Raw genomic sequence first — 22,027 nt, 5'->3', positions numbered from 1 at the left:
AGGTAACCCCCCATGAAGTTCGGTTCGGCGGTCGCGGCGGCGGCCCTCTTGGCGGTCGTCACCGCGTGTGGCTCGGGCACGACAACAACCGGAGAAGGGGGCGGCGGCGGCAAGGTCGGCATCGACCACCCGCGGGCCGACTCCGACTTCTGGAACTCCTACATCAAGTACGTCCCCCAGATGGCCGGCGAGCTCAAGGTGGACCTCATGCCGCCCACGAACTCGCAGAACGACGTCTCCAAACTGGTCAACAACGTGCAGGCGCTGGTCGGACAGGGGGCCAAGGCGATCGTCATGGCCCCCCAGGACACCGGTGCCATCGCCAACACGCTGCAGCAGCTGGAGAACAAGAAGATCCCCGTCGTGACCGTCGACACCCGTCCGGACAAGGGCAAGGTCTACATGGTCGTACGCGCCGACAACCGCGCGTACGGGACCAAGGCCTGCGAGTTCCTCGGCGAGAAGCTGGGCGGCAAGGGCAAGGTCGTGCAGCTCCAGGGCGCGCTCAGCTCCATCAACGGCCGTGACAGGTCGGAGGCGTTCCTGGAGTGCATGAAGAGCAAGTTCCCCGGCATCACCGTGTTCAGCGAGCCCACGGAGTGGGACGGCACCAAGGCGGCGTCCATGCTGCAGACCCGCCTTGAGCAGAACCCCGATATCAAGGGCATCTACATGCACGCCGGCGGTGTCCACCTGGCGCCGACGCTGCAGGTGCTGAAGCAGAAGGGCCTGCTGGTCCCGCCGACCGACCCCAAACACATCTTCGTGGTGTCGAACGACGGGATCCCGCAGGAATTCGAGGCGATCCGCAAGGGCGACATCGACGCCACGGTGTCGCAGCCGGCCGACCTTTACGCCAAGTACGCGCTCTTCTACGCCAAGGCCGCGTTGGAGGGCAAGACGTTCAAGGCCGGTCCGACCGATCACGACAGCACGATCATCCAGCTCCCGAACGGCCTGGAGGACCAGCTGCCCGCGCCACTCGTGACCAAGGAGAACGTGGACGACAAGAGCCTTTGGGGTAATCAGGTCAAGTGATGAAAAATCACGTTGAGGCCCGAAACGTCGTCAAGCGCTTCGGACCCACCGTCGCGCTCAACGGCGCGGGGATCGCGATCGCCGAGGGCGAGACCCACGCGCTCGTCGGCAGGAACGGCGCGGGGAAATCCACCCTGGTGTCGATCCTCACCGGGCTTCAGCCGGCCGATGAGGGCGAGGTGCTGTTCTCGGGAGAGGCGGCGCCCGCCCTCGCCGACCGTGACGCCTGGCGGCAGCGCGTGGCCTGCGTCTATCAGAAGTCCACGATCATCCCGGCGCTCACGGTCGCCGAGAACCTCTTCCTCAACCGCCAGTCCGCCAAGGGCGCCACGATCAACTGGCGCGCGCTGCGGGCCAGGGCGCGCGGGCTGCTGGACACGTACGAGGTGGACGTCGACGCGCAGGCGCTGGCCGGCGACCTGACCGTCGAGCAGCGCCAGCTGGTCGAGATCGCCCGGGCGCTGTCGTTCGGGGCGAAGTTCATCATCCTCGACGAGCCGACCGCCCGGCTCGACGGCCCGGCCATCGAGCGGCTGTTCGCGCGCATGCGCTCGCTGCGCGAGCAGGGCGTCACGATGATGTACATCTCCCACCATCTCGACGAGGTCTACGAGATCTGCCAGAGCGTCACGGTCTTCCGGGACGCGCGGCACGTCGTGACCAGACCGGTCGCCGGTCTTCCCCACGACGAGCTGGTCGCCGCGATGACGGGGGAGGCCACGGCGGCGTACGAGCCTCGCCCCCGAACGCCCGGCGACAGGGTCGTGCTGTCGGGCGAGGGCCTCTCGCTCGGCGGCCGCTACGCAGATATCGATATTTCCGTGAAGTCGGGCGAGGTCGTCGGCCTGGCCGGATCCGCGAGCAGCGGCAAGGTCGGCCTGGCCGAGACCCTGGTCGGGCTCCGCAAGGCCGACTCCGGCACGGTCACGGTCGACGGCACCCGGGTCAAACCGGGCGACGTGCCCGCCGCCATGAGGGCGGGCCTCGGGTTCGTGCCGGAGGACCGCCACCACGAGGGCTTCGTCCCGCTGCTCTCGGTGGGGGAGAATGCCACGTTCCCGATCGCCCGCAAACTGGGCCGGTACGGCCTCGTGTCGCCGGCGCGCCGCCGGGCCAAGGGCAGCCAGATGATCAAGGAACTCGACATCAAGACGGAGGGGCCCGACCAACCGGTCGGCGACCTTTCCGGGGGGAACGCGCAGAAGGTCGTCTTCGCGCGGGCCCTCGTGGACGACCCGACGGTACTGGTCGTGATCAACCCGACCGCTGGCGTCGACGTCAAGGCCAAGCAGGCCCTGCTCGGCGCCGTCGAGGACGCGGTCGAGCGAGGCGCGGGGGCCGTCGTGGTCTCCGACGAACTCGACGATCTGCGCATCTGCGACAGGGTGTTGGTGATGTTCCACGGCAGGGTTGTCAAGGACGTGCCGCGTGGCTGGACGGACCACGAACTCGTGGCCGTGATGGAAGGCATGGAAGATTGACCACTATGACTGCGCCGGTCCCTCGGGTGCGCCTGGCCAGGTTCCGTGACCTGACGCTGGTGCCGGTGATCGTGATCCTGCTCGTCGTGGGCGCGTTCCTTGACCCGACCTTCCTGACGGCGGGCAACCTCACGAACGTGCTCCAGCAACAGGCGGCGATCTCGCTCCTCGTGCTGGCCGAGGCGATGATCCTCATCGCCGGCAAGTTCGACCTGTCGCTGGAGTCGACGGTCGGCACCGCGCCGGGCATCGCGGTGATGCTGGTGATCCCGGCGGCCGCGGGCGGGTTCGGCATCGGGCTGCCCGGCGCGCTCGTGATCCCGCTGGCGCTGCTGGTCGGCGCGGCCATCGGGGCGTTCAACGGTTTCCTGATCATCAGGTTCCAGCTGTCGGCGTTCATCGTGACGCTGGCCATGCTGATCATCGTGCACGGCTTCCTGCAGGGGCCGACCGAGGGCAAGACGCTGTTCCAGCTCCCCGACTCGATCCTCTACCTGGGCAGCGCCATGTGGCTCGGCCTGCCGGCGGCCGTCTGGATCGCCGGGGTGCTGTTCGCGGCGGGCATCTTCGGCCTCGGCTACCTGCGGCTCGGCCGCGCGCTCTACGCGATCGGCGGCAACATCGACGCCGCCCGCGCCGCCGGCATCCGGGTGGATCGGGTGCTGTACGGGGTGTTCATCCTGGGCGGGACGCTCGCGGCGCTCGCCGGGATCCTGGAGACCGGCCGCCTCGGGGCGATCGGCAACAACCAGGGCGTCGGGTGGATCTTCATGGTGTTCGCGGCGGCGGTCATCGGCGGCGTGAGCATGGACGGCGGCAAGGGCACGATCCTGGGCGCGCTCACCGGCGTGCTGGTGATCGGCCTGGTGCAGAACATTCTGACGCTCATCGGCGTCTCCGGCTTCTGGCAGCCGGTGATCTACGGCGGGATCATCCTCATCGCACTGATGATCAGCCGGATCGCGGGCGGAAAGGCACAGGATTGAACGGGATCGACGAGCCTCCGGCCGGATCGGAGACCGCCACGCCGATCGCCGCCCCGGCCGGGCCTCCGACCGGTCGTGACGGCGGCGCGTTGGCTGGGGGTGAAACCGGCGTAGACGGTGATTCTTTGAGCGGATATGAGGGCGGCGAGTCCATGGTTGAGGGCAGTGGGTCTTGGGTCGGGCGTGACGGCGGCGGGGTCGAGGTGTCGCGGCACGGCTTCGGCGGGGCGCCGATCGGCAACCTGTACAGCGAGGTGTCGCAGGAGCAGGCACGCGCCACCGTCGACGCGGCATGGGACGCCGGTGTGCGCCTGTTCGACACCGCGCCCCACTACGGGCTCGGCCTGTCGGAGCGCCGCCTGGGCGCCGCCCTCAAGGGCCGCTCCGGCTACGTCCTGTCCACCAAGGTCGGCCGCCTGCTGGTGCCCGCCTCGTCGTCGGGCAGCCGCGACGTGCAGGGCTTCGACGTGTCCGCCGACCTCCAGCGGGTGTGGGACTTCTCCGGCGACGGCGTTCGCAGGTCCTTGGAGGAATCCCTGGAACGGCTGGGGCTCCCGGCCGTCGACATCGCGCTCATCCACGACCCGGACGACCACATGGACCAGGCGCTGGCGGAGGCGTACCCGGCGCTGGCGGAGCTGCGGGCGCAGGGCGTGGTGAAGGCCATCGGCGTCGGGATGAACCAGTGGCAGGTACCGCTGCGCTTCGTCCAGGAGACCTCTATCGACGTCGTGATGCTCGCGGGCCGCTACACCCTGCTCGACCAGTCGGGCCTGCCGCTCCTGGAGGAGTGCGTGCGCCGCGGGGTGAGGGTGCTGGCGGCGGGCGTCTTCAACAGCGGCATCCTGGCCACCCCGCGGCCGACCGGCACGTACGACTACGAGCCCGCGTCGGCGGCGGTGGTGGAGCGGGCGACGAGGATCGCGGAGGTCTGCGAACGACACGGCGCCACGCTGCCACAGGCGGCCATGGCCTTCCCCCTCCGCCACCCGGCCGTCGCCTCGGTCGTCCTGGGCTCCCGCTCGCCCGAGGAGGTCACCGCGAACGCAGCCCTGTTGTCCCGCCCTGTCCCGGAGGTGGTGTGGGACGAACTGATGTCTGAGGGGTTGCTGCCCAAGGAGGGCTAGCGAGGCGCTGTACCCTCCGGGCTCGGCGTCCCTCCCGTGACCGGGGAGGCACCTTCGTCGGGCGAGGTGGGCAGTACGACGTCGTCGGCAGGCGGGGGTGGGCGTGACGCTGCCGTGCGGGGTGGTGGGGTCAGGAGGGGATGAGGAGCCAGGATCTTGAGGGGCCGGGTTCGTACGTCGAGTCGAGGCGCTTGGCCAGGATCCCGGGCAGGCCCTGCTCGCGGGCGGCCTGGCGGACCGGGCCCGCCTCGCCCGGCCACGACGGAGCGGTCTGCCAATGGGCCCCGGCCAGCTCCAGCGCCTCCAGCGCCGCCCGTCGCACCGTGTAAGGCTCGTCGACCAGCGAGCGGCCGTCGTCGTACAGCAGGTCGTAGAAGACCAGGAGCTCCGCGCCCCCGAGCGTGGCCACCTCCCCGTCCAGTAGCGCCGTGCGGCTGCCGAACGACTCCGCCAGCCCCCTCAGCCACGGATGCTCCCGCGCGGCCGTGGTGCGCCCGCCCTCGACGGGGACGAGCAGGCGCCGGCCGCCCCACGCGAACTCGAAGGCGTAGGCGGAGACGTCCTTCGGGGGCTTGGCGCGTTCCGTCGGGAGCATGGGTTCGGCCGGTGGGAACGGGTCGCGGGACCGGGCGTCCATGCGGTGGATCATCCAGTTCTGGCCTCGGGTCCGGAACAGGACGAACCGCCCCGAGGCCCGCGTTCCGTGCAGGACGAACTTGACCTCGCGATCCGACCACTTCTCCGTCTCGTACGTGCCGGTGTCCCAGACGGTCATCGTGCCGCCGCCGTACTCGCCCCTGGGGATCTCGCCGTGGAACGTGAGGTACTCCATCGGGTGGTCCTCGGTGTGCACGGCCAGGTGGTTGGTGCCGGGGTCGGCGGGCAGGCCCTTGGGGACGGCCCAGGACACGAGGACGCCGTCGCGTTCGAGCCGCAGGTCCCAATGGAGGGAGCGGGCGTGGTGCTCCTGGATGACGAACGCGTTGCCGTCCCCGGAGGGAGGCGGCGACGCGGGGACGGGTTCGGGGGTGCGGCTGGCGTCGCGTTTGCTCCGGTATCGCTCCAGTTTGTCGGCCACGACATAGGTACTACCCGCCCCACCGAGATCAGGGCGAGCGCTGGAGGTCCTGCGTGCCGATGACCTTGAGAAGCCGCAGCGCCTCGTACGACGGCGAGCCCGGCGCCGCCGTGTAGAGCACGACCCACTGGTCGCCCTCGGGCACGTGCAGCGTCTCGCAGTCGAGCTCCAGCCATCCCACCGCCGGATGGTTGATCCGCTTGCGCGCCGACCTGCGGACGGTCACCTCGTGCCCGGCCCACAGCTCGGCGAACTCGGCGCTGCTCGACAGCAGCCGGTCGACGAGCCGGCGGATGCCGGGGTCGTCCGGGTAGCGGGCGGCGACGGCTCGCAGGTCGGCGACCGACTCCCTGCCGAAGCGCCACGCGCCTTCCGGGTCGTGGCGGTCCCTGGCCTTCGGGTCGGTGAAGTAGCGCCAGATGAGGTTGCGCTCGCGGGGCGGCAGCACGGAGAAGTCCGTGAGCAGGGCGGCGGCGAGCGGGTTCCAGGCCAGGACGTCGTACTTGGCGTCCGCCACGAGCGCCGGGGTGTCGTCCAGCCGGTCGAGCAGGTGCAGGATGCCGGGCCGGACGTCCTGCGGCGGGCCGGGAGGGGGTCCGGGGGGCTCGCCGGCCAGGTAGTACAGGTGGGAGCGCTCGTCGTCTGCCAGCCGCAGCGCCCTGGCGATCGCGCCGAGCATCTGCCGCGACGGCCGCGGCCCGCGGGCCTGTTCCAGGCGGGCGTAGTAGTCGACGGACATCCCGGCCAGCCGGGCGACCTCCTCCCGGCGCAGCCCGGGGGTGCGGCGGCGCCCGCCGCCCTCCAGACCCACGTCGGACGGTCGCACCAGTTCGCGGCGGCTGCGCAGGAAGCCCGCCAGGTCGGCCCTGTTGATCCGGTCCATGTCTTCAGCATGCCTGGCCCGCCGGGCGCCAGCCAGGGACCGTCGGTCCGAGGCTCGGCAGGTCTCTCCCGCCCGCCCGCAGGCCGCGCCCAGGCTGAGGGCATGAACATCGCACTCATCACCGGTGCCAACAAAGGCATCGGGTACGCCACCGCCCGCGTACTGGCCAAGTCTGGATATGTCGTGTTTGTGGGCGCCCGTGACCCCGAGCGCGGCCGGAAGGCCGCCGAGGAACTGGCGGCGGAGGGGCTCGATGCCCGGTTCGTCCGCCTGGACGTCACCGACCCGGACACCGTGGAGACGGCCGCCGCTCACGTCGAGCGCGAGTTCGGCCGCCTGGACCTGCTGATCAACAACGCCGCGATCAGTCGCGACTGGGAACGCACGCCGAGCCGCCTCTCGGTCCCCGCCCTGCGCGAGGTCTACGAGACGAACGTGATCGGCGTCGTCGCCGTGACCAACGCCATGCTCCCCCTCCTGCGCAGGTCGGAGGCCGGCCGCGTGGTGAACGTCTCCAGCGGCCTGGGCACGTTCGCGTTCCTGGCCGACCCCGAGCCCAAGTGGCGCCAGTACGCGACCCTGCTCGGCTACAACTCCTCGAAGGCCGCGCTGAACGCCGTCACCCTGATCTACGCCGAGGAGCTCCGCGACACGCCGATCAAGGTCTACGCGGTCGCGCCCGGCTTCTGCGCCACCGACCTCAACGGCCATCTCGGCGAGCTGACCGCCGAGGAGGGCGGCGAGCACGTGGCGCGCCAGGCCACCCTGCCCGACGTCTCGACCGGCGTCTTCCTCAGCGAGCAGGGCGGCACCAACCCCTGGTGACGAGGTCAGTCGAGATCGAGCGCCTTGCGCAGCCACGACTCCACGCCCGCCACGTGCACGGTCGCCCAGGACCGGGCCACGTCGGCCTGGCGGGCGGCGATGGCCTCGTAGATCGCGGTGTGCTGCTCCCGCGTCTTCTCCATCGCGCCCTCCTGGGTGAGGCCGCGCCAGATCCTGGCCCGAGTGGTCGGACCTGACAGACTCTCGATGAACGAGCACAGCACGCTGTTGCCCGACCCCTGCGCGATCCGCTGGTGGAACTGGAGGTCGTTGGCCACCAGCTCCTCGACCGTGGGCTCGTCGGGCAGGGACTCCAGGATCAGGCGCAGCTCCTCGACCTCGGCGTCGGTCATCAGGTCGGTCGCCATCGCCGTGGCGGCCGGCTCCAGGATGCGCCTGACCTCGAAGAACTGGATCACCGTGTCGTCGCGGTGCAGATCGAGCACGAACGACATGGTGTCGAGCAGCAGGTGCGGCTCCAGGCTGGTCACGTAGGTGCCGTCGCCCTGACGTACGTCGAGCACGTTGATCAGGGACAACGCGCGTACGGCCTCGCGCAGCGAGTTGCGCGAGAGGCCGAGCCGCTCGGCGAGGTCGGCCTCCTTGGGCAGCCGGTCGCCGGGGACCAGCTCGCCCGAGAGGATCATCTGTTTGATCTTGTCGATGGCCGCGTCGGTGACCGCCACGCTTCTCTCCCTAGACATCGGATGTCTAGGAGTCTAGAGCCTGGAAGCGGACCGGATCGACACCGGGGACCCGGCGAATCTCGCCCCTGGCCTCCAAAGTGCGCAGGTGCGCCGCGGCCTCCCCGGCCGCCATGCCTTTCAGCGCGGGGGGCAGATCGCCCCATGGCCTGTTCCACGTCATCATCGCGGCGACCTCCCAGATGGTCAGCGGTGCCGGCCGCTGGGCCAGGAGGGCGCGCAGCCGTACGAGCTTCTCATCGTGATGGTGGCGGATCTCGGCGGCTCGCGCGGCCACATCAGGAAATATCCATTCGTGTGCGGGCAACGCGTCGAGGGGGCCCAGCTCGGCAACGCGATCCAAGGAGTCCAGGAAATCACCCAATGGATCGACATCGTCCCGGTCATACGGATAAATCCCGACGTGGGGGGTGATGTCGGGGAGGACGTGGTCCCCGGTGAACAGCCGGTCGGCGTCCTCCAGGTGCAGGCAGATGTGCCCGGGGGTGTGGCCGGGCGTGTGGACGGCCCGGAGCTTGCGGCCGGGCAGGTCGACCAGGTCGCCGTCACGTAACCGGCGGTCGGGCAGCGCCGGCGGGATCGGGCGGCTCACCGCCTGCCGCGCCTCGCCCGGATCGGCCCCGGCCCGCCTGAGCATGTCGGACTGGAAGCTCTCGTGCTCGTCGGCGGCGTAGTCGTGCATGAGCCTGACCAGCGCCGCGTCGGCCTCGTGCATCGCGATCCACCCACCGGACACGTCCTTGACCTGCCCCGCGAGCCCGGCGTGGTCGGGATGGAAATGGGTGACGACCACCCCGCTCACCGTGCTCACGTCGATCCCGAGGGTCGCGAGCCCGCCGCTGAGCGCGTCCCAGGCGTCCGGATGGTTCCACCCGGAGTCGACCAGCACCGGCCCCTTGGGGGATTCGAGGGCGTAGACGAGCGTGTAGCCGAGCGGGCTGCCCGGGATCGGCACCGGCACGCTCCACACCCCGCCGCCGAGATCCTGCGGCCGCTGCTCGGCGTACGGCCTGCGTCTGCTCTTCATGCGCCCCCCGATCGGGTAATGAGTGTCGCTGTCACCGGCTGAATACGCCCTCAGCCGGCCCGCTCGAGAATGGTGGCCGTGGCCAGCGCCCCGCCGGCGCACATCGTGACGAGCGCGGTGGCCGAGTCGGACCGCTCCAGCTCGTGCAGCGCCGTGGTGATCAGCCGCGCGCCCGTGGCGCCGACCGGATGGCCGAGCGCGATCGCGCCGCCGTTGACGTTGACGCGGTCGAAGTCGGGCGCGTGCGCGCTCGCCCATGACAGCACGACCGATGCGAACGCCTCGTTCACCTCGAACCTGTCGATGTCGCCGATCGTCATCCCCGCCGCTGCCAGCACCTTCGCCGTCGCCTCCACGGGCCCGTCCAGGTGATAGTACGGCTCCGCGCCGATGAGCGCCTGCGCCAGGATCCGCGCCCTGGGCCGCAGCCCCTGCCGCGCGGCCGCCTCCTCGCTCATCACCAGCACCGCCGCGGCGCCGTCGGAGATCTGCGACGAGGTGCCCGCGGTGTGGAGCGCGCCCTCGACGACGGGCCTGAGGCCGGCCAGCGTCTCGACCGTGGTCTCGCGTAAGCCCTGGTCCCTGCGTACGTCACCGACGGGCACGATCTCGCGCTCGAACCGCCCGTCGGCCCACGCCTTGGCCGCCAGCCGCTGGGAACGCGCCCCGAGCCAGTCGAGCCGCTCCCGCGTCAGCCCGCGCCGCCGCGCGATCCGCTCGGCCGCGGTGAACTGGTCGGGCAGGTCGATGCGCCAGTCGTCCGGTTTGGCGGTGGCGGGCCGGACGTTGCTGCCGAGCGGCGCCCGGCTCATCACCTCGACGCCGCACCCGACGCCGGCCTCGATCACGCCCGCGCGCACCATCGCCGCCGCGAGGTGCACCGCCTGCTGCGACGAGCCGCACTGCGCGTCCACCGTCGTCACCCCGGTCTGGTACGGCAGCCCGGCGTAGAGCCACGAGTATCGCCCGATGTGCCCGCCCTGCTCGCCCGCCTGCGTGACACATCCGGCGAACACCTGGCCCACGGCCGCCGGGTCGATCCCCGACCGCTCGACGAGCCCGTTCAGCGCGGTGGCCAGAACCTGTTGCGGTTTCAGCCCGGCCAACCATCCCGCTCGCTTGCCGATGGGGGTGCGAACGGCCTCGACGATCACAGGTGTGCCCACAGTCGCCTCCAGAATGATGCTCTGGCGTGACTGTAACGCGTTCTACTTTGGTGCGGAACCCTCCAGCGTCGCCGGCAGCCCGAACGTCTCGAACAGGCTCTCCTCGAAGAACATGCCGACGTGCCGGACCTGCTCCCCGGCGAACGTCAGCACCATGATCGCGAACTGCCCGTAGACGCCGTTCTCGCGGTGGTACACCGCGAAGGCCGGCTGTCCGTTGGCGGCGATCGGGACCAGCTTGAGGTCGCCGGGGCGCTCGGCCGGGCACTGCGTCCTGGTGAGCTCCATGATCGCCTCGGGCCCCTGGTACCAGCCGACGAAGGGCGGCATCTCCCAGACCGCGTCCTTGGTGAACAGGTCGACCAGGCTGTCGACGTCGTAGTTCTCGAACGCCGCGACGTAGCGGTCGAGCTGGGCCCGCTGCTCGGCAGACAGCGGCTCGACCGGGTCGTCGATGCTCGGCTGCACCTCGTTGAGCTGGGCGCGGGCCCGCTGGAGGATGCTGTTGACGGCCGCGGTGGACGTCTCCAGCGCCTCGGCCACCTCGGAGGCCTTCCACTTGAGCACGTCACGCAGCACCAGCACCGCCCGCTGCCGCGGCGGCAGGTGCTGCAGCGCGGCGATCAGGGCGAGCCTGATGCTCTCGCGCGCGGTCACGATCGCGGCGGGGTCGTCGCCGCCGACGCCCGCCAGGGCGTCGGGCACGGGCTCCAGCCACGGCACCTCGTGGTCCGACACCAGGGGAGCGGTCGGCTCGGTGCTGGGTGCACCGAGCCCGGTGGGCAGCGGCCGCCTGTTCCGGCTGTCGAGCGCGGTCAGGCAGGCGCTGGTGGCGATGCGATAAAGCCACGTGCGCAACGAGGAACGCCCCTCGAAGCCCTCATAGGCCCGCCACGCGCGCAGGTACGTCTCCTGGACGAGGTCCTCGGCGTCGTGCACCGAGCCCATCATCCGGTAACAGTGCGCCAGCAGCTCGCGCCGCATCGGGTCGACCTGTTGGAGGAACTCCTCGTTCGTCGGCTTGTCGGTCATACCCCCTGTATAGACGTTGCCACTGACATATCGGCGAGTTCTGACGGCGATTAAGACGAACCTTTTACGGAGCCAAAGAAATGACCATGATGCGGTCAGCGGGGGACGGTGAGGACGATCTTGCCGGTGACCCGGTTCGTCTCGCCGAGTTCGTGGGCCTTGGCGGCCTCCGCCAGCGGCAGGGCGGCGGCGACCTCCGCGCGCAGCCGCCCTGCCTCGGCCAGGGCCGCCAGCGCGCGCATCGCGGCGTGGTCGGGCTCCACCAGCATGGCCTCCGAGCGGATGCCCAGCTCGGCGGCCTGCCGGTGCAGGTCCGGGTCGAGATTGCTGAGCACCAGCGAGACGATCGTGCCACCCTTGCGCAGGGTGCGCAGCGAACGCGGCCCGTAGTCGCCGCCGATGGTCTCGAGCACCACGTCCACGTCCCGCACGACCTCGGCGAAGTCCTCGTTCCGGTAGTCGACCAGCTCGTCGGCGCCCAGGCCGCGCAGGAACTCGTGCTTGGCCGCGCTGGCCGTCCCGATCACGTACGCGCCGCGCGCCTTGGCGATCTGCACCGCCAGGTGCCCCACCCCGCCGGCGGCGGCGTGGATGAGCACGCGCTGGCCGCCCTTCAGCCCGGCGACGTCCACGAGCGCCTGGTACGCGGTCAGCCCCGCGAGCGGGATGCCAGCCGCCTGGACATGGTCCACGGCGGCGGGCTTGCGCACGAAGTGACGCGACGGCGCGGTGACGTACTCGGCGAAGGCGCCGTGCGCGTCCGGGTACTTGAGCATGCCGAACACCTCGTCGCCCGGCTTGTAGAGCGCCTGACCGACGCCGGAGTCCTCGACCACGCCCGAGACGTCGTAGCCGAGCACGAACGGCAGCTCGTCCCGCAGGAAGCCGCCGCCCGCGCGGGTCTTCCAGTCGGTCGGGTTGAGCCCGGCCGCCTCCACCCGCACCAGCACCTCGGTCGGGCCGGGGACGGGCCTGTCGACCTCGACCATCTTCAGAACCTCAGGGCCGCCCAGGGCGTCCTGGCTGATCGCCTTCATCTTCATGGGACCCAGCCTGCTGGTTCGGGGGCCAACCCCGCGAGTGGCCCAAAGGCCATGATGTGTAAAGATCGGGCCATGCATCGAGTCGCCGTCCTCGCCGTCGACGGGGTGATCCCGTTCGAGCTGAGCGTGCCGTCCAGGATCTTCTGCGCCGCCCGGGGGCCCGGCGGCGAGCCGCTGTACGACGTGGTCACCTGCACGGTCGACGGCCGTCCCGTCGCCACGGCCGCCGACTACTCCATCGCCGTCGAGCATGACGCGAGCGTGCTGGCGAGCGCCGACACGGTGGTGGTGCCCGCCGCGGAGTGGTTCGCCGGGCTCACGGGCGCGGAGTCGCTGCCCGCCGGGCTGGCCGCGGTGCTGGCCCGGATCCGCCCCGGCACCCGGATCGTCTCCATCTGCATCGGCACGTACGTGCTGGCGGCGGCCGGACTGCTGGACGGCCGCCCGGCGACCACGCACTGGCGGCAGGCCGAACGGTTCGCCGCCGCGTTCCCGAAGGTCCGGATGGACGCGGACGTGCTGTTCGTGGACGACGGCGACGTGCTCACCTCGGCCGGCGCCTCGGCAGGCGTGGACCTCTGCCTCCACCTCGTCCGCCGCGACCACGGCAGCCGGGTCGCCAACCAGGTGGCCAGGGCGTGCGTGGTGCCGCCGTGGCGGGACGGCGGCCAGGCCCAGTACGTCGAGCACCCGGTGCCCGAGCCGTCCAGCGTCGGCACCGCCCCCACCAGGGCCTGGGTCATGGAACGGCTGGGCACGCCGCTCCGGCTGGACGACCTGGCCGATCACGCGGGGATGAGCCGGCGCACGTTCACCCGGCATTTCCGGCAGGAGGTGGGGCTGAGCCCGGGGCAGTGGCTGACTCAGCAGCGGATCGCGCTGGCCCGGCACCTGCTGGAGAGCAGCGACCTGCCGGTGGACCGCGTGGCGGAGCGGGCCGGCTTCGGGACGGCGGCCTCGCTCAGGCAGCACCTGCAGGCGGCGATGGGGGTGTCACCGCACGCGTACCGGCGCACGTTCCACACAGGGTGACCGGCCTGCCGGTCAGATGTCGGCGAGCAGCCGGGCGGCGGCGGTTTCGATGCGGCGCTGGATCTGGTCGTAGGTGCGGCGGCCCCGGAGCATCTCCAGCAGCTCCTGCACCCACACGCTGGCCAGCGAGCCCGCGAGGTCGGCCTGCTCCTCGGTGGCGTCGTCGAGGGTCAGGCCGTCGGCCGAGACACGCAGCAGCAGCCCCGTGATGCGCTCCCCGAACGGCGTCTGCACCTCCGCCATGATCAGCGAGCGGATGAGCGCGTCGGCCAGCTCCGGCTCTCGCATCAGCCCGCGGGTCGCCCGCATGAGCACGTCGACCGCGCGGCTCGACGGGGTGGTGGCCCCGGGCGGCCGCCGCTCGATGCTGCTTTCGAGGAGGTCGATCTCCTCGCCCACCACCGCCACCACCAGGTCCATCTTGGACGGGAAGTAGCGATAGAGCGTGCCAAGCGCGACGCCGGCGCGCTCGGCCACCGTGCGCATCTGCATGGCTTCGACCCCGCCGCGCGAGGCCAGCGCCGCGGCGGCCTGGACGATGCGCTTGCGGCGTTGGTGCTGGCTGCGCGTACGGACGCTGTGCCCGCCCGGCGTGGGGTGGCTCTCCATGGTCCCCTCGGTGTCGCTGGAGGGCGCGGCGGTCGTCGCGTGCGTGGTACGCATAAGAACACGTTATCTGATTTCTCGATAACACGGCTTGTTACTCGCGGGTCACAAAGAAGCCCTATAGGCCCATGTCTGTGGCGTTACAGGCTTATGTCGCGACTTATCGGGATGGGTGGGCACTAGACAGATATTAGAATCTGTTCTAGTTTGCGATTCGGCTGACCGAGCGCTTGGTGGAGGCTCCGGATGGCGAACACGATGGCGGCCCTGCTCCTCGCACGGGCCGACGACGACCGACCTGGACTGATGTTCGAGGGCACGACGTGGTCGTGGCGCGAGCACGTGGCGGCCTGTCGTGCCGCGGGGGCCTGGCTGTCGCGGCGCGGCGCGGGACTGCACGTGGGGGTGCTCAGCGAGAACGTTCCCGAGCTGGTGTTCCTCGTGGGCGGGGCGGCGCTGTCCGGGCACGTGGTCGTCGCGCTGAACCCGACGCGGTCGGTCGACGAGCTGATCCGCGACGCCCGCGCCACGGACGTGGACCTGCTCCTGGCGGACGCCCCGTACGCGGGGCTGGCCGGGCCGATGTCCGAGGCGCTGGGGGTGGAGGCGCTGCCCCTGGCGAACGCCGTGGCGGACGATCTTCTCGACACGGACGCCGCGCCCGAGGACCTCGTGATGCTGATCTTCACCTCGGGCACCTCCGGCCGGCCCCGCGCCGTGCGGATCACGCAGCGCAAGATGGCCGTCCCCGGAGCGAGCCTGGCGGCGCTGCTCACCCCGTCGGACGTCGTGTACTGCTCGATGCCGCTGTTCCACTCGGGCGCGCTCATGGCCGCCTACGCCCCGGCCGTGGCGTCGGGTGCGGCGCTGGTGCTGCGGCGGCGGTTCTCGGCGTCGGGACTGCTGCCCGACATCAGGCGGTACGGCTGCACGTACCTGCACTACGTGGGCAAGGCGCTCTCCTACGTCCTGGCCACCCCCGAACGCCCCGACGACGCCGCCAACCCGCTCAGGATCGCGTTCGGGAACGAGGGCAGCGCGGTGGCGACGAGGAGGTTCGGGGAGCGGTTCGGGTGTCACGTGATTGACGCCTTCGGCTCCACGGAGACGGCCATCTCGCTCACCCCCGACCCGTCCGGGCCGCGGGGGTGCCTGGGGCGGCTGCCCGAGGGCGTCCGGATCCTCGATCCCCTCACCGGCCGCCCCTGCCCGCCGGGCCGCGTCGAGAACGGCCGCCTGCTCAACCCCGACGAGGCCGTCGGCGAGCTGGTCAACGTGCGCGGGCTGGGGCTGTTCGACGGCTACTACAACGACCCCGAGGCGGACGCCGAGCGGATCAGGGACGGCGCGTTCTGGTCGGGCGACCTGGCGTACGCGGACGGGGACGGCTACGTGTTCTTCGCGGGGCGCGGCACCGAACGCCTGCGCGTGGACGGCGAGAACCTGGCGGTCGCGCCCATCGAGGCGGCGCTGCGGGAGTTCGCGGGGGTGGTCGAGGCGGCCGTCTACCCGGTGCCCGACGCGGCGGCCGGCGACCAGGTCATGGCGGCGCTGGTGCTGGAGGGGGGCTTCGACCCGGAGGCGTTCGCGGCGTTCCTCGCCGCCCGCAGCGATCTGGGCGCCAAGTCCTTACCCCGATATATCCGCCTTTCTGATCACTTGCCCCAGACGCCCTCCCACAAGGTCATCAAACGGCTCCTCGCCCGCGAGGGCTGGCGCACCGCCGACCCGGTCTGGTGGCGTCCGGGCTCCGGGCTCCGGCGGCTGACCGACTCGGACGTCAAGGAGATCGAGGACGAGTTCGTACGGCACGGCAGGCAACACCTCTTGGAGACGTGAATGGACTTCAACCTGGACGAAACCCAGCAGGACCTGCGGAAGCTGGCGGCCGAGGTACTGGCCAGGGAAGGGGACGACGAGCGGCTGCGGCAGGCCGGGCTCATGAGCGTTTGCGTGCCGGAGGAGGCCGGGGGAGCCGGACTCGGGCCGGTGGAGATGGCCGTGGTGCTGCGGGAGGTGGGGGCGCGGGCGGCGCCGGTGCCCGCGCTGCCCACGCTGGTGAGCACGCTGACCCTGGCCCGCTATGGCACCCTTGACCAGCAACGCCGCCAGGGCGGCAGCACCCTCGCGCTCCGCGAGCCCGGCAGGGCGCCGGCCGACCCGCCCACGACGAGCGCCCGGGCCGCCGACGGCGGCTGGACGCTGACCGGGCGCAAGGTCTCGGTGCCGCACCCCGCGGCCACGGTGCTCGTCACCGCCGACGAGGGCCTGTTCCTGGTGGAATCGCCGGCCACGATCCCCGAGCACACCTCCACCGGCGAGCCCGCCGCCACGATCGTGCTCGACGGAACCCCGGCCGAGCGGGTCGCGGGGACCGAGGCGGTGACCGGGGCCCGGCAGTTGTTCATGGCGGCCGTGGCGGCCCAGGCCAGCGGCGTGCTGGCCGGCGCGCTGGAGCTGACCACCGACTACATCAGGACGAGGAAGCAGTTCGGCCGGGCGCTGGCCGAGTTCCAGGCCGTGACCATGCAGATCGCCGACGTCTACATCGCGGCCAGGGCCCTGGACGTGGCCATGTGGTCGGCGGCCTGGCGCCTGGGCGAGGACCTGCCGGCCGACCAGGACCTGGCGCTGGCCGCGTACCACGTCAGCGAGGCCTGGAAGGCCCTCTACACCTGCCAGCACCTGCACGGCGGCCTCGGGCTGGACGTCACGTACCCGCTGCACCGCTACTTCGCGCAGGCCAAGCACCTGTCCCACCTGCTCGGCGGCGCCGACGCCCAGCTCGACCTGATCGGAGCGCTCCTCTGATGCTGATCGACCTGACCCCAGCCCAGCGCGCCCTGCGCGACGAGCTGCGCGAGTACTTCCAGGGCTGTCTCACCGACGAGGATCGCAGGAAGATCGCCGAAGATCCGTTCGGCGGGGCGTACATGGAGCACTGCCGCCGCCTCGGCAGCGACGGCAAGCTCGGCCTCGGCTGGCCCAAGGAGTACGGAGGAGGCGGCTACGGCCCCCTTGAACAGCAGATCTTCGCCAACGAGATAGCCCGGGCGGGCGTCCCGTACCCGATCATCACGGTGCAGACCGTGGGGCCCACGCTCATGCAGTACGGCACCCAGGAGCAGAAGGACCTCTTCCTGCCCCGCATCCTCGCCGGCGAGTGCCACTTCGCCATCGGCTACAGTGAGCCCGAGGCCGGCACCGACCTGGCCTCCCTGCGCACCACGGCGGTGCTCGACGGCGACCACTACGTCGTCAACGGCCAGAAGGTGTTCACCAGCGGCGCCCACTACGCCCAGTACATCTGGCTGGCCGCCCGCACGAACCCCGAGGCCAAGAAGCACAAGGGCATCACCATGATGATCGCCTCCACGGACGACCCCGGCTTCTCGTGGACGCCGATCGTCACCATGGACGGCCGCCACCACACCAACGCGACCTACTACAGCGACGTCCGCGTACCCGTGAACATGGTGGTCGGCGAGGTGGACCGGGGCTGGGACCTGATCGTCAACCAGCTCAACCACGAGCGCGTCACCCTCGGCCCGGCCGGGAACCTCGGCCAGACCTACGACCGCTTCCTCGCCTGGGCCCGCCGCACGGGGCAGGCCGACAATCCGGACGTACGGCGCGCGCTGGCCAGGGTGTGGGGCGCCTTCCGTACGAACGAGCTCCTGAACTGGCAGGTCGCCGCGAACATGGACCTCGGCTGGCTGGGCGCCCCCGACGCGTCGGCCACCAAGATCTACGGCTCCGAGCGCATGCAGGAGGTCGGCCGGCTCGTCGGCGACACCCTGGCCAGGTACGGGGACCCGTCGGACCCGGAGACGGCCGAACTGCTCGAACGCACCGATCACGGGGTGAAGGGGGCGGTGGTGCTGACGTTCGGCGGCGGGGTGAACGAGGTGCAGCGGGAGCTGATCGCCATGCTCGGCCTGAACCTGCCGAGGCCGCCGCGATGACCCCTCCCATGAGCGACGAGGAGCTGCACGAGCTCGCGGGCAAGCAGACGGCGCTGGGAGAGGTACGCGGAACCCCGGCGCAGGACCCGGTCAACGGCCCCATGATCCGGCACTGGCTGGACGCCATGGGCGACGAGAACCCGGCGTACCTGGAGAAAGGGGTCGCCCCGCCCGCGATGGCCCAGGTGTGGACGATGCCGGGGGTGCGGCGGGGGGCGAAGGACCGTTCGCCGGTGGACGACATGATCGCCACGCTCGACGCGAGCGGCTACACGGGCGTGGTGGCGACCAACTGCGAGCAGACCTACCACCGGTACGCGCGGGTCGGCGAGCGGCTCACCCCGGCCACGCGGTTCTCGGACCTGGCCGGGCCCAAGCGGACGGCGCTGGGGGTGGGGTTCTTCGCCACCTGGAAGGTCACCTGGTACGGCGAGGACGACGAGCCGGTCGCCGAAATGCTCTTCCGAGTCCTGAAATTTCGCCCACGCACTAAGGCCGCCGCCGACCGGCCGGTGTACCCGCTCCAACCGGCGATCAACCAGGACACCGCGTTCTTCTGGGAAGGCGTGCGGCAACGGGAGCTCCGCATCCAGACCTGCGCCGACTGCGGCCACCACCGCCACCCGCCCGGCCCTCTTTGCCCGCAATGCCGCTCGGCCAACAGCTCCCACCTGGTCGCGAGCGGCCACGGAACCCTCTACAGCTACGTCGTGCACCACCACCCGCCGGTGCCGGGCCGGGAGACCCCGTTCGTCGTGGGCGTGGTGGAGCTGCCGGAGGGCGTGCGGATCGTCGGCAACGTCGTGGACTGCCCGATCGAGGAGGTGTCCGTCGGCATGCCGCTGCGCGTGACGTACCGGCCGATGGACGACCAGCTCGTCCTGCCGATGTGGGCGCCTTCGAAGGAGGACGCGTGATGCGTACCGAGATCGGGTCCGCGCTGCCGGAGCTGGCCATCGACCTCACCCCCACCGTGGTCGTCTCCACGGCCCTGGCCACCATGGACTTCACGCCGGTGCACCACGACGTCGGGAAGGCGCGCGCCCAGGGGTCCAAGGACATCTTCCTCAACATCCTGACCACCATGGGCCTGGTCGAGCGGTACGTCACCGACTGGGCCGGACCGGAGGCCGTCATCGAGCGCATCGCCGTCAAGCTGGGCGTCCCGGCGTACGCGGGGGACCGGCTGTGCTTCAACGGGACGGTCGTGTCGCGCGAGGACGGCCGGTTCACGGTCGAGGTGCGCGGCAAGGTGAGCCTGGGCGACCACGCCACAGGAACCGTCACCTTCGCCCTGGCCGAGGAGGGGAAGCCGTGCTGAGCGGGCGCACCGCCGTCGCGGGTGTCGGGGCGACCGAGTTCAGCAAGAAGTCGGGGCGTTCCGAGCTGCGGCTGGCCGCGGAGGCCGTATTGGCGGCACTGGACGACGCCGGGCTCTCGCCCGGCGACGTGGACGGCATGGTGACCTACACCCAGGACTCCAGCCAGGAGATCGCCGTCGCCAGGGAGGCGGGGATCGGGGACCTGACGTTCTTCTCGCGGGTCGAGTACGGCGGCGGCGCGGCCTGCGGGACCGTGGCGCACGCGGCCATGGCCGTGGCCACGGGGATGGCGCGGACGGTCGTCTGCTACCGCGCCTTCAACGAGCGCTCCGGCCGCCGCTTCGGCCAGCCGAACAGCCGCCTGACCGGCGAGCCCACCTCCCAGGGGCTGGAGATGAGCTGGCACGTGCCGTACGGGCTGATGACGCCGGCGGCATGGGTGGCCATGTTCGCCCGCCGCTACATGCACGTGTACAACGCGACCTCGGAGGACTTCGGCCGGGTGGCGGTGGCCATGCGCCGCCACGCCGCCACCAACCCCGCCGCCTGGTTCTACCGGCGCCCCATAACGCTGGAGGAACACCAGGCGTCCAGATGGATCGTCGAGCCGCTGCACCTGCTCGACTGCTGCCAGGAGAGCGACGGCGGCGTGGCCCTGGTGGTCACCTCAGCCGAACGCGCCCGAGACCTCCGCAGATCGCCCGCCCTGATCACGGCCGCGGCCCAGGGCGCGGGCTCGGGCCAGATGATGATGACCAGCTACTACCGCGACGACATGACCGGACTGCCGGAGATCGCCGTGGTCGCCCGCCAGCTCTGGGAGATGTCCGGCCTATCACCCAGAGACATCCAAACCGCGATCCTGTACGACCACTTCACCCCGTTCGTCCTGGCCCAACTGGAGGAGCTGGGCTTCTGCGCCCGCGGCGAGGCCCCGGACTTCCTCCGGGACGGCGCCATCGAACTGGACGGCCGCCTGCCCGTGAACCCCCATGGAGGCCAGCTGGGAGAGGCCTACATCCACGGCATGAACGGCATCGCCGAAGCCGTCCGCCAGATCCGCGGCACGGCGGCCAACCAACTCCCGGACGTACGAAACGTCCTGGTCACGGCCGGAACCGGCGTACCGACCAGCGGCCTCATCCTCTCCTCCGACGGGTAGGTGCCCATCTGGGTGGTCAGCCTGCTGGACCCCGCCCCGAGCCAAAGGTCTTCGCAGGGAGGCGCTTCGCGCTCGGGGCTCAGGCGTCCTTACTCGGGCGCCTGACGGCGCAACCCCCGCTCGCTCCGCTCGCCAGTCAGCCCACCCGTTGACCGGCGAAGCGGTGGGCCGACTGACGCCCACCCCGGACCGGCTTGCCGCGGGGCTGCCCTTGCCCGACGGAACAACGCCGAACTCGCGCCCGATCACGGGGTTGGCCTGCTGGATCGGCCCCCATCGAACCCGCTTCGCGGCACCGCGGTCCTTACTCCCGCCCCCGATACCGCGTTGTTCGTGTCCCTCGATCGGCGTCAACTCGGTCTGCACAGCGACGACGAGTCGGCTGAACGTCTCGGCGGAGTGCGACGCCGGCCCGTACATCGGAATGACCTGCTGGTGTAGGGCAGGCTTGCGCCGCGCCTGGTGGATGACCTCGGCGGCTGGCAAGACGATGGTCGGTGACTCCTTTGCGGCAGCGCGAGCTCCGACTCCTGTCACACCGACGCATCTCGCCTGGATCAGCTCGAGAAACTCGCTCGCCGAAGTTACGACCAAGTCATTTCCAAGTCGCTTTCCTTACTGTCGCGCAGGCACTGAGAACGACGCCTCCACGGGAGCCGGTCTCAGTACCGGTCCTTACCGGACCGAACACCCCGCGATGACACTCAAGAGGAAAGGACCATCAAATGGCCTTCAGTTTCCGCCGCGGTACAGCGGCGCACGCCGGTGTGGGCGCCGTGGCAGCGGTGATGACCGCGGCGTTGGTCTGCATGCCCACCGCTGCCAGGGCCGACGGGCCGTCGATCACGGTGGAGGTGACGCCCACCGGCTCCGCGCGCTATTACGAACCCTGCCGCGGTACGGAGACCTGGGGAGTGGCCGCCGGTAGGCAGAGCCCCGACTTCGACAAGGGAAATTATCAGGTGTGCAGCTATCCCAGCAGCGGCGTGGCGTTCAACCCGTGGAAGAACGGACTGGGCGCCGGGTACAACGCCACCGCGAGGGACCACGTGATCGAGCAGTCCCATGGGGAGTGGTACCCCCGGGACCAGAAGTCTCTCTGCACGTACTGGATGCCCGCCGGCCCGAACCGTACGGCGCTGATCTCCGAGATCCTGCAGACGTACCAGGTCAAGCTGATCTACAAGTACCCCGACGGCAGCATCCAGATCGCCGACACCACTCAGGCGACGTATTCCGGCAACAAGAGCGTCTCTTGGAATCCCGGGTGCTGGACGAGATGACGCCGCGCCACCGCTTTTAGGGAACCTCTGGCACGGCTCGCGCCCGGATGCCCGCCGGCCGCGCTCTGCTCGCAGCGGCCGGCGGGGGTTGAGCGGGACTTATTGGGCGGCGAGCTGAGCGATCTGCTCGGCGCTCAGCACACCGTCATACATGCGGACGTCGTCCACGGATCCTGGCCAGTAGCCGGTGAACGCGCCCGCGGTCTTGGTCCGGCCCAGTTGCAGCGGGCCGGTGGCGTTCCACGCACTCGCGTGGGACGTGATCGT

General features: G+C 70.8%; 22 protein-coding genes. 13 read left to right on the top strand and 9 right to left on the bottom strand.

Going from position 1 to position 22,027, the window contains the following annotated elements; translation table 11 throughout:
- Nucleotides 1-12: 12 nt before the first annotated feature.
- The 4 genes from ABZS69_RS49070 (at nt 13) to ABZS69_RS49055 (ending at nt 4,632) form a co-directional block, all read left to right on the top strand.
- A complete protein-coding gene (locus tag ABZS69_RS49070) occupies nt 13-1,038 on the top strand; it encodes a sugar ABC transporter substrate-binding protein (protein WP_355386329.1) in 1,026 nt (341 codons plus the stop codon).
- A complete protein-coding gene (locus ABZS69_RS49065; RefSeq protein ID WP_355386326.1) occupies nt 1,038-2,519 on the top strand; it encodes a sugar ABC transporter ATP-binding protein in 1,482 nt (493 codons plus the stop codon). The genes ABZS69_RS49070 and ABZS69_RS49065 overlap by 1 nt, the downstream gene beginning before the upstream one ends.
- A gap of 5 nt (nt 2,520-2,524) precedes the next feature.
- Complete coding sequence (locus ABZS69_RS49060) at nt 2,525-3,505, top strand: ABC transporter permease (RefSeq protein ID WP_355386323.1); 981 nt, start codon at nt 2,525-2,527, stop codon at nt 3,503-3,505.
- Nucleotides 3,506-3,630: 125 nt separating this feature from the next.
- The gene (locus ABZS69_RS49055; RefSeq protein WP_355386320.1) at nt 3,631-4,632 is read left to right on the top strand and encodes an aldo/keto reductase; all 1,002 of its coding nucleotides are present in this window, start codon (nt 3,631-3,633) and stop codon (nt 4,630-4,632) included.
- A 130-nt stretch (nt 4,633-4,762) separates the two neighbouring features.
- On the opposite strand, the gene ABZS69_RS49050 is transcribed toward ABZS69_RS49055, so the two are convergent.
- Nucleotides 4,763-5,710, bottom strand: a complete 948-nt coding sequence (locus ABZS69_RS49050; RefSeq protein WP_355386317.1) for a DNA polymerase ligase N-terminal domain-containing protein — start codon at nt 5,708-5,710, stop codon at nt 4,763-4,765.
- Nucleotides 5,711-5,738: 28 nt separating this feature from the next.
- A complete protein-coding gene (locus ABZS69_RS49045) occupies nt 5,739-6,593 on the bottom strand; it encodes a helix-turn-helix transcriptional regulator (RefSeq protein ID WP_355386314.1) in 855 nt (284 codons plus the stop codon).
- Between the two features lie 102 nt (nt 6,594-6,695).
- Between ABZS69_RS49045 and ABZS69_RS49040 the strand changes: the two genes are divergently transcribed.
- Nucleotides 6,696-7,418: an SDR family oxidoreductase gene (locus ABZS69_RS49040; RefSeq protein WP_355386310.1), complete on the top strand. Its 723-nt coding sequence runs from the start codon at nt 6,696-6,698 to the stop codon at nt 7,416-7,418.
- 5 nt (nt 7,419-7,423) lie between these two features.
- Here ABZS69_RS49040 and ABZS69_RS49035 read toward each other — a convergent pair whose 3' ends face one another.
- The 5 genes from ABZS69_RS49035 to ABZS69_RS49015 all read right to left on the bottom strand — a co-directional run bounded on the left by ABZS69_RS49035 (nt 7,424) and on the right by ABZS69_RS49015 (nt 12,384).
- Nucleotides 7,424-8,104: a FadR/GntR family transcriptional regulator gene (locus tag ABZS69_RS49035; protein WP_355386307.1), complete on the bottom strand. Its 681-nt coding sequence runs from the start codon at nt 8,102-8,104 to the stop codon at nt 7,424-7,426.
- 25 nt (nt 8,105-8,129) lie between these two features.
- A complete protein-coding gene (locus tag ABZS69_RS49030) occupies nt 8,130-9,149 on the bottom strand; it encodes an MBL fold metallo-hydrolase (protein WP_355386304.1) in 1,020 nt (339 codons plus the stop codon).
- A gap of 50 nt (nt 9,150-9,199) precedes the next feature.
- Entirely contained in the window at nt 9,200-10,315 is a 1,116-nt protein-coding gene (locus ABZS69_RS49025; protein WP_355386301.1) for a steroid 3-ketoacyl-CoA thiolase, read from the bottom strand.
- 42 nt (nt 10,316-10,357) lie between these two features.
- Entirely contained in the window at nt 10,358-11,347 is a 990-nt protein-coding gene (locus ABZS69_RS49020) for a sigma-70 family RNA polymerase sigma factor (protein WP_355386298.1), read from the bottom strand.
- A gap of 95 nt (nt 11,348-11,442) precedes the next feature.
- The gene (locus ABZS69_RS49015; protein ID WP_355386627.1) at nt 11,443-12,384 is read right to left on the bottom strand and encodes an NADP-dependent oxidoreductase; all 942 of its coding nucleotides are present in this window, start codon (nt 12,382-12,384) and stop codon (nt 11,443-11,445) included.
- 78 nt (nt 12,385-12,462) lie between these two features.
- On the opposite strand from ABZS69_RS49015, the gene ABZS69_RS49010 reads away from it, so the two are divergent.
- Nucleotides 12,463-13,422: a helix-turn-helix domain-containing protein gene (locus ABZS69_RS49010; protein WP_355386295.1), complete on the top strand. Its 960-nt coding sequence runs from the start codon at nt 12,463-12,465 to the stop codon at nt 13,420-13,422.
- A 12-nt stretch (nt 13,423-13,434) separates the two neighbouring features.
- Here ABZS69_RS49010 and ABZS69_RS49005 read toward each other — a convergent pair whose 3' ends face one another.
- On the bottom strand, nt 13,435-14,031 hold the full coding sequence (locus ABZS69_RS49005; protein WP_355386624.1) for a TetR family transcriptional regulator: 597 nt from the start codon (nt 14,029-14,031) through the stop codon (nt 13,435-13,437).
- 243 nt (nt 14,032-14,274) lie between these two features.
- On the opposite strand from ABZS69_RS49005, the gene ABZS69_RS49000 reads away from it, so the two are divergent.
- The 7 genes from ABZS69_RS49000 to ABZS69_RS48970 all read left to right on the top strand — a co-directional run bounded on the left by ABZS69_RS49000 (nt 14,275) and on the right by ABZS69_RS48970 (nt 21,760).
- Nucleotides 14,275-15,867: an AMP-binding protein gene (locus ABZS69_RS49000; RefSeq protein ID WP_355386292.1), complete on the top strand. Its 1,593-nt coding sequence runs from the start codon at nt 14,275-14,277 to the stop codon at nt 15,865-15,867.
- Nucleotides 15,868-16,839 carry an acyl-CoA dehydrogenase family protein gene (locus ABZS69_RS48995; RefSeq protein WP_355386289.1) on the top strand — a complete coding sequence of 324 codons (972 nt, stop codon included), beginning with the start codon at nt 15,868-15,870 and terminating at the stop codon, nt 16,837-16,839.
- Nucleotides 16,839-17,993: an acyl-CoA dehydrogenase family protein gene (locus ABZS69_RS48990; RefSeq protein ID WP_355386286.1), complete on the top strand. Its 1,155-nt coding sequence runs from the start codon at nt 16,839-16,841 to the stop codon at nt 17,991-17,993. The genes ABZS69_RS48995 and ABZS69_RS48990 overlap by 1 nt, the downstream gene beginning before the upstream one ends.
- An 8-nt stretch (nt 17,994-18,001) precedes the next feature.
- Complete coding sequence (locus tag ABZS69_RS48985) at nt 18,002-18,910, top strand: bifunctional MaoC family dehydratase N-terminal/OB-fold nucleic acid binding domain-containing protein (protein ID WP_355386283.1); 909 nt, start codon at nt 18,002-18,004, stop codon at nt 18,908-18,910.
- The gene (locus ABZS69_RS48980; RefSeq protein ID WP_355386280.1) at nt 18,910-19,314 is read left to right on the top strand and encodes a MaoC family dehydratase; all 405 of its coding nucleotides are present in this window, start codon (nt 18,910-18,912) and stop codon (nt 19,312-19,314) included. Before ABZS69_RS48985 ends, ABZS69_RS48980 begins: the two co-directional genes overlap by 1 nt.
- Nucleotides 19,311-20,477 (top strand): lipid-transfer protein, encoded by a 1,167-nt coding sequence (locus tag ABZS69_RS48975; RefSeq protein ID WP_355386621.1) that lies wholly within the window; start codon nt 19,311-19,313, stop codon nt 20,475-20,477. The genes ABZS69_RS48980 and ABZS69_RS48975 overlap by 4 nt, the downstream gene beginning before the upstream one ends.
- A gap of 725 nt (nt 20,478-21,202) precedes the next feature.
- Nucleotides 21,203-21,760 (top strand): hypothetical protein, encoded by a 558-nt coding sequence (locus ABZS69_RS48970; RefSeq protein WP_355386278.1) that lies wholly within the window; start codon nt 21,203-21,205, stop codon nt 21,758-21,760.
- A gap of 99 nt (nt 21,761-21,859) precedes the next feature.
- On the opposite strand, the gene ABZS69_RS48965 is transcribed toward ABZS69_RS48970, so the two are convergent.
- Nucleotides 21,860-22,024, bottom strand: a complete 165-nt coding sequence (locus tag ABZS69_RS48965; RefSeq protein WP_355386618.1) for a LamG-like jellyroll fold domain-containing protein — start codon at nt 22,022-22,024, stop codon at nt 21,860-21,862.
- Nucleotides 22,025-22,027: the final 3 nt, after the last annotated feature.

Origin of the sequence: Nonomuraea sp. NPDC005650 (genome assembly GCF_040605375.1) — a bacterium.
Taxonomy (GTDB): Bacteria; Actinomycetota; Actinomycetes; order Streptosporangiales; family Streptosporangiaceae; genus Nonomuraea.
This window is presented reverse-complemented; position numbering and strand designations above follow the sequence as displayed.

What these genes read in the sequence shown, in the direction of transcription:
- ABZS69_RS48995 (WP_355386289.1), top strand. Translation starts at nt 15,868, where the DNA reads ATGGACTTCAACCTGGACGAAACCCAGCAGGACCTGCGGAAGCTGGCG.
- ABZS69_RS49020 (WP_355386298.1), bottom strand. Translation starts at nt 11,347, where the DNA reads ATGACCGACAAGCCGACGAACGAGGAGTTCCTCCAACAGGTCGACCCG.
- ABZS69_RS48985 (WP_355386283.1), top strand. Translation starts at nt 18,002, where the DNA reads ATGAGCGACGAGGAGCTGCACGAGCTCGCGGGCAAGCAGACGGCGCTG.
- ABZS69_RS49010 (WP_355386295.1), top strand. Translation starts at nt 12,463, where the DNA reads ATGCATCGAGTCGCCGTCCTCGCCGTCGACGGGGTGATCCCGTTCGAG.
- ABZS69_RS48990 (WP_355386286.1), top strand. Translation starts at nt 16,839, where the DNA reads ATGCTGATCGACCTGACCCCAGCCCAGCGCGCCCTGCGCGACGAGCTG.
- ABZS69_RS48980 (WP_355386280.1), top strand. Translation starts at nt 18,910, where the DNA reads ATGCGTACCGAGATCGGGTCCGCGCTGCCGGAGCTGGCCATCGACCTC.
- ABZS69_RS49000 (WP_355386292.1), top strand. Translation starts at nt 14,275, where the DNA reads ATGGCGAACACGATGGCGGCCCTGCTCCTCGCACGGGCCGACGACGAC.
- ABZS69_RS49040 (WP_355386310.1), top strand. Translation starts at nt 6,696, where the DNA reads ATGAACATCGCACTCATCACCGGTGCCAACAAAGGCATCGGGTACGCC.
- ABZS69_RS49045 (WP_355386314.1), bottom strand. Translation starts at nt 6,593, where the DNA reads ATGGACCGGATCAACAGGGCCGACCTGGCGGGCTTCCTGCGCAGCCGC.
- ABZS69_RS49005 (WP_355386624.1), bottom strand. Translation starts at nt 14,031, where the DNA reads ATGGAGAGCCACCCCACGCCGGGCGGGCACAGCGTCCGTACGCGCAGC.
- ABZS69_RS48970 (WP_355386278.1), top strand. Translation starts at nt 21,203, where the DNA reads ATGGCCTTCAGTTTCCGCCGCGGTACAGCGGCGCACGCCGGTGTGGGC.
- ABZS69_RS49015 (WP_355386627.1), bottom strand. Translation starts at nt 12,384, where the DNA reads ATGAAGGCGATCAGCCAGGACGCCCTGGGCGGCCCTGAGGTTCTGAAG.
- ABZS69_RS49060 (WP_355386323.1), top strand. Translation starts at nt 2,525, where the DNA reads ATGACTGCGCCGGTCCCTCGGGTGCGCCTGGCCAGGTTCCGTGACCTG.
- ABZS69_RS49065 (WP_355386326.1), top strand. Translation starts at nt 1,038, where the DNA reads ATGAAAAATCACGTTGAGGCCCGAAACGTCGTCAAGCGCTTCGGACCC.
- ABZS69_RS49030 (WP_355386304.1), bottom strand. Translation starts at nt 9,149, where the DNA reads ATGAAGAGCAGACGCAGGCCGTACGCCGAGCAGCGGCCGCAGGATCTC.
- ABZS69_RS49070 (WP_355386329.1), top strand. Translation starts at nt 13, where the DNA reads ATGAAGTTCGGTTCGGCGGTCGCGGCGGCGGCCCTCTTGGCGGTCGTC.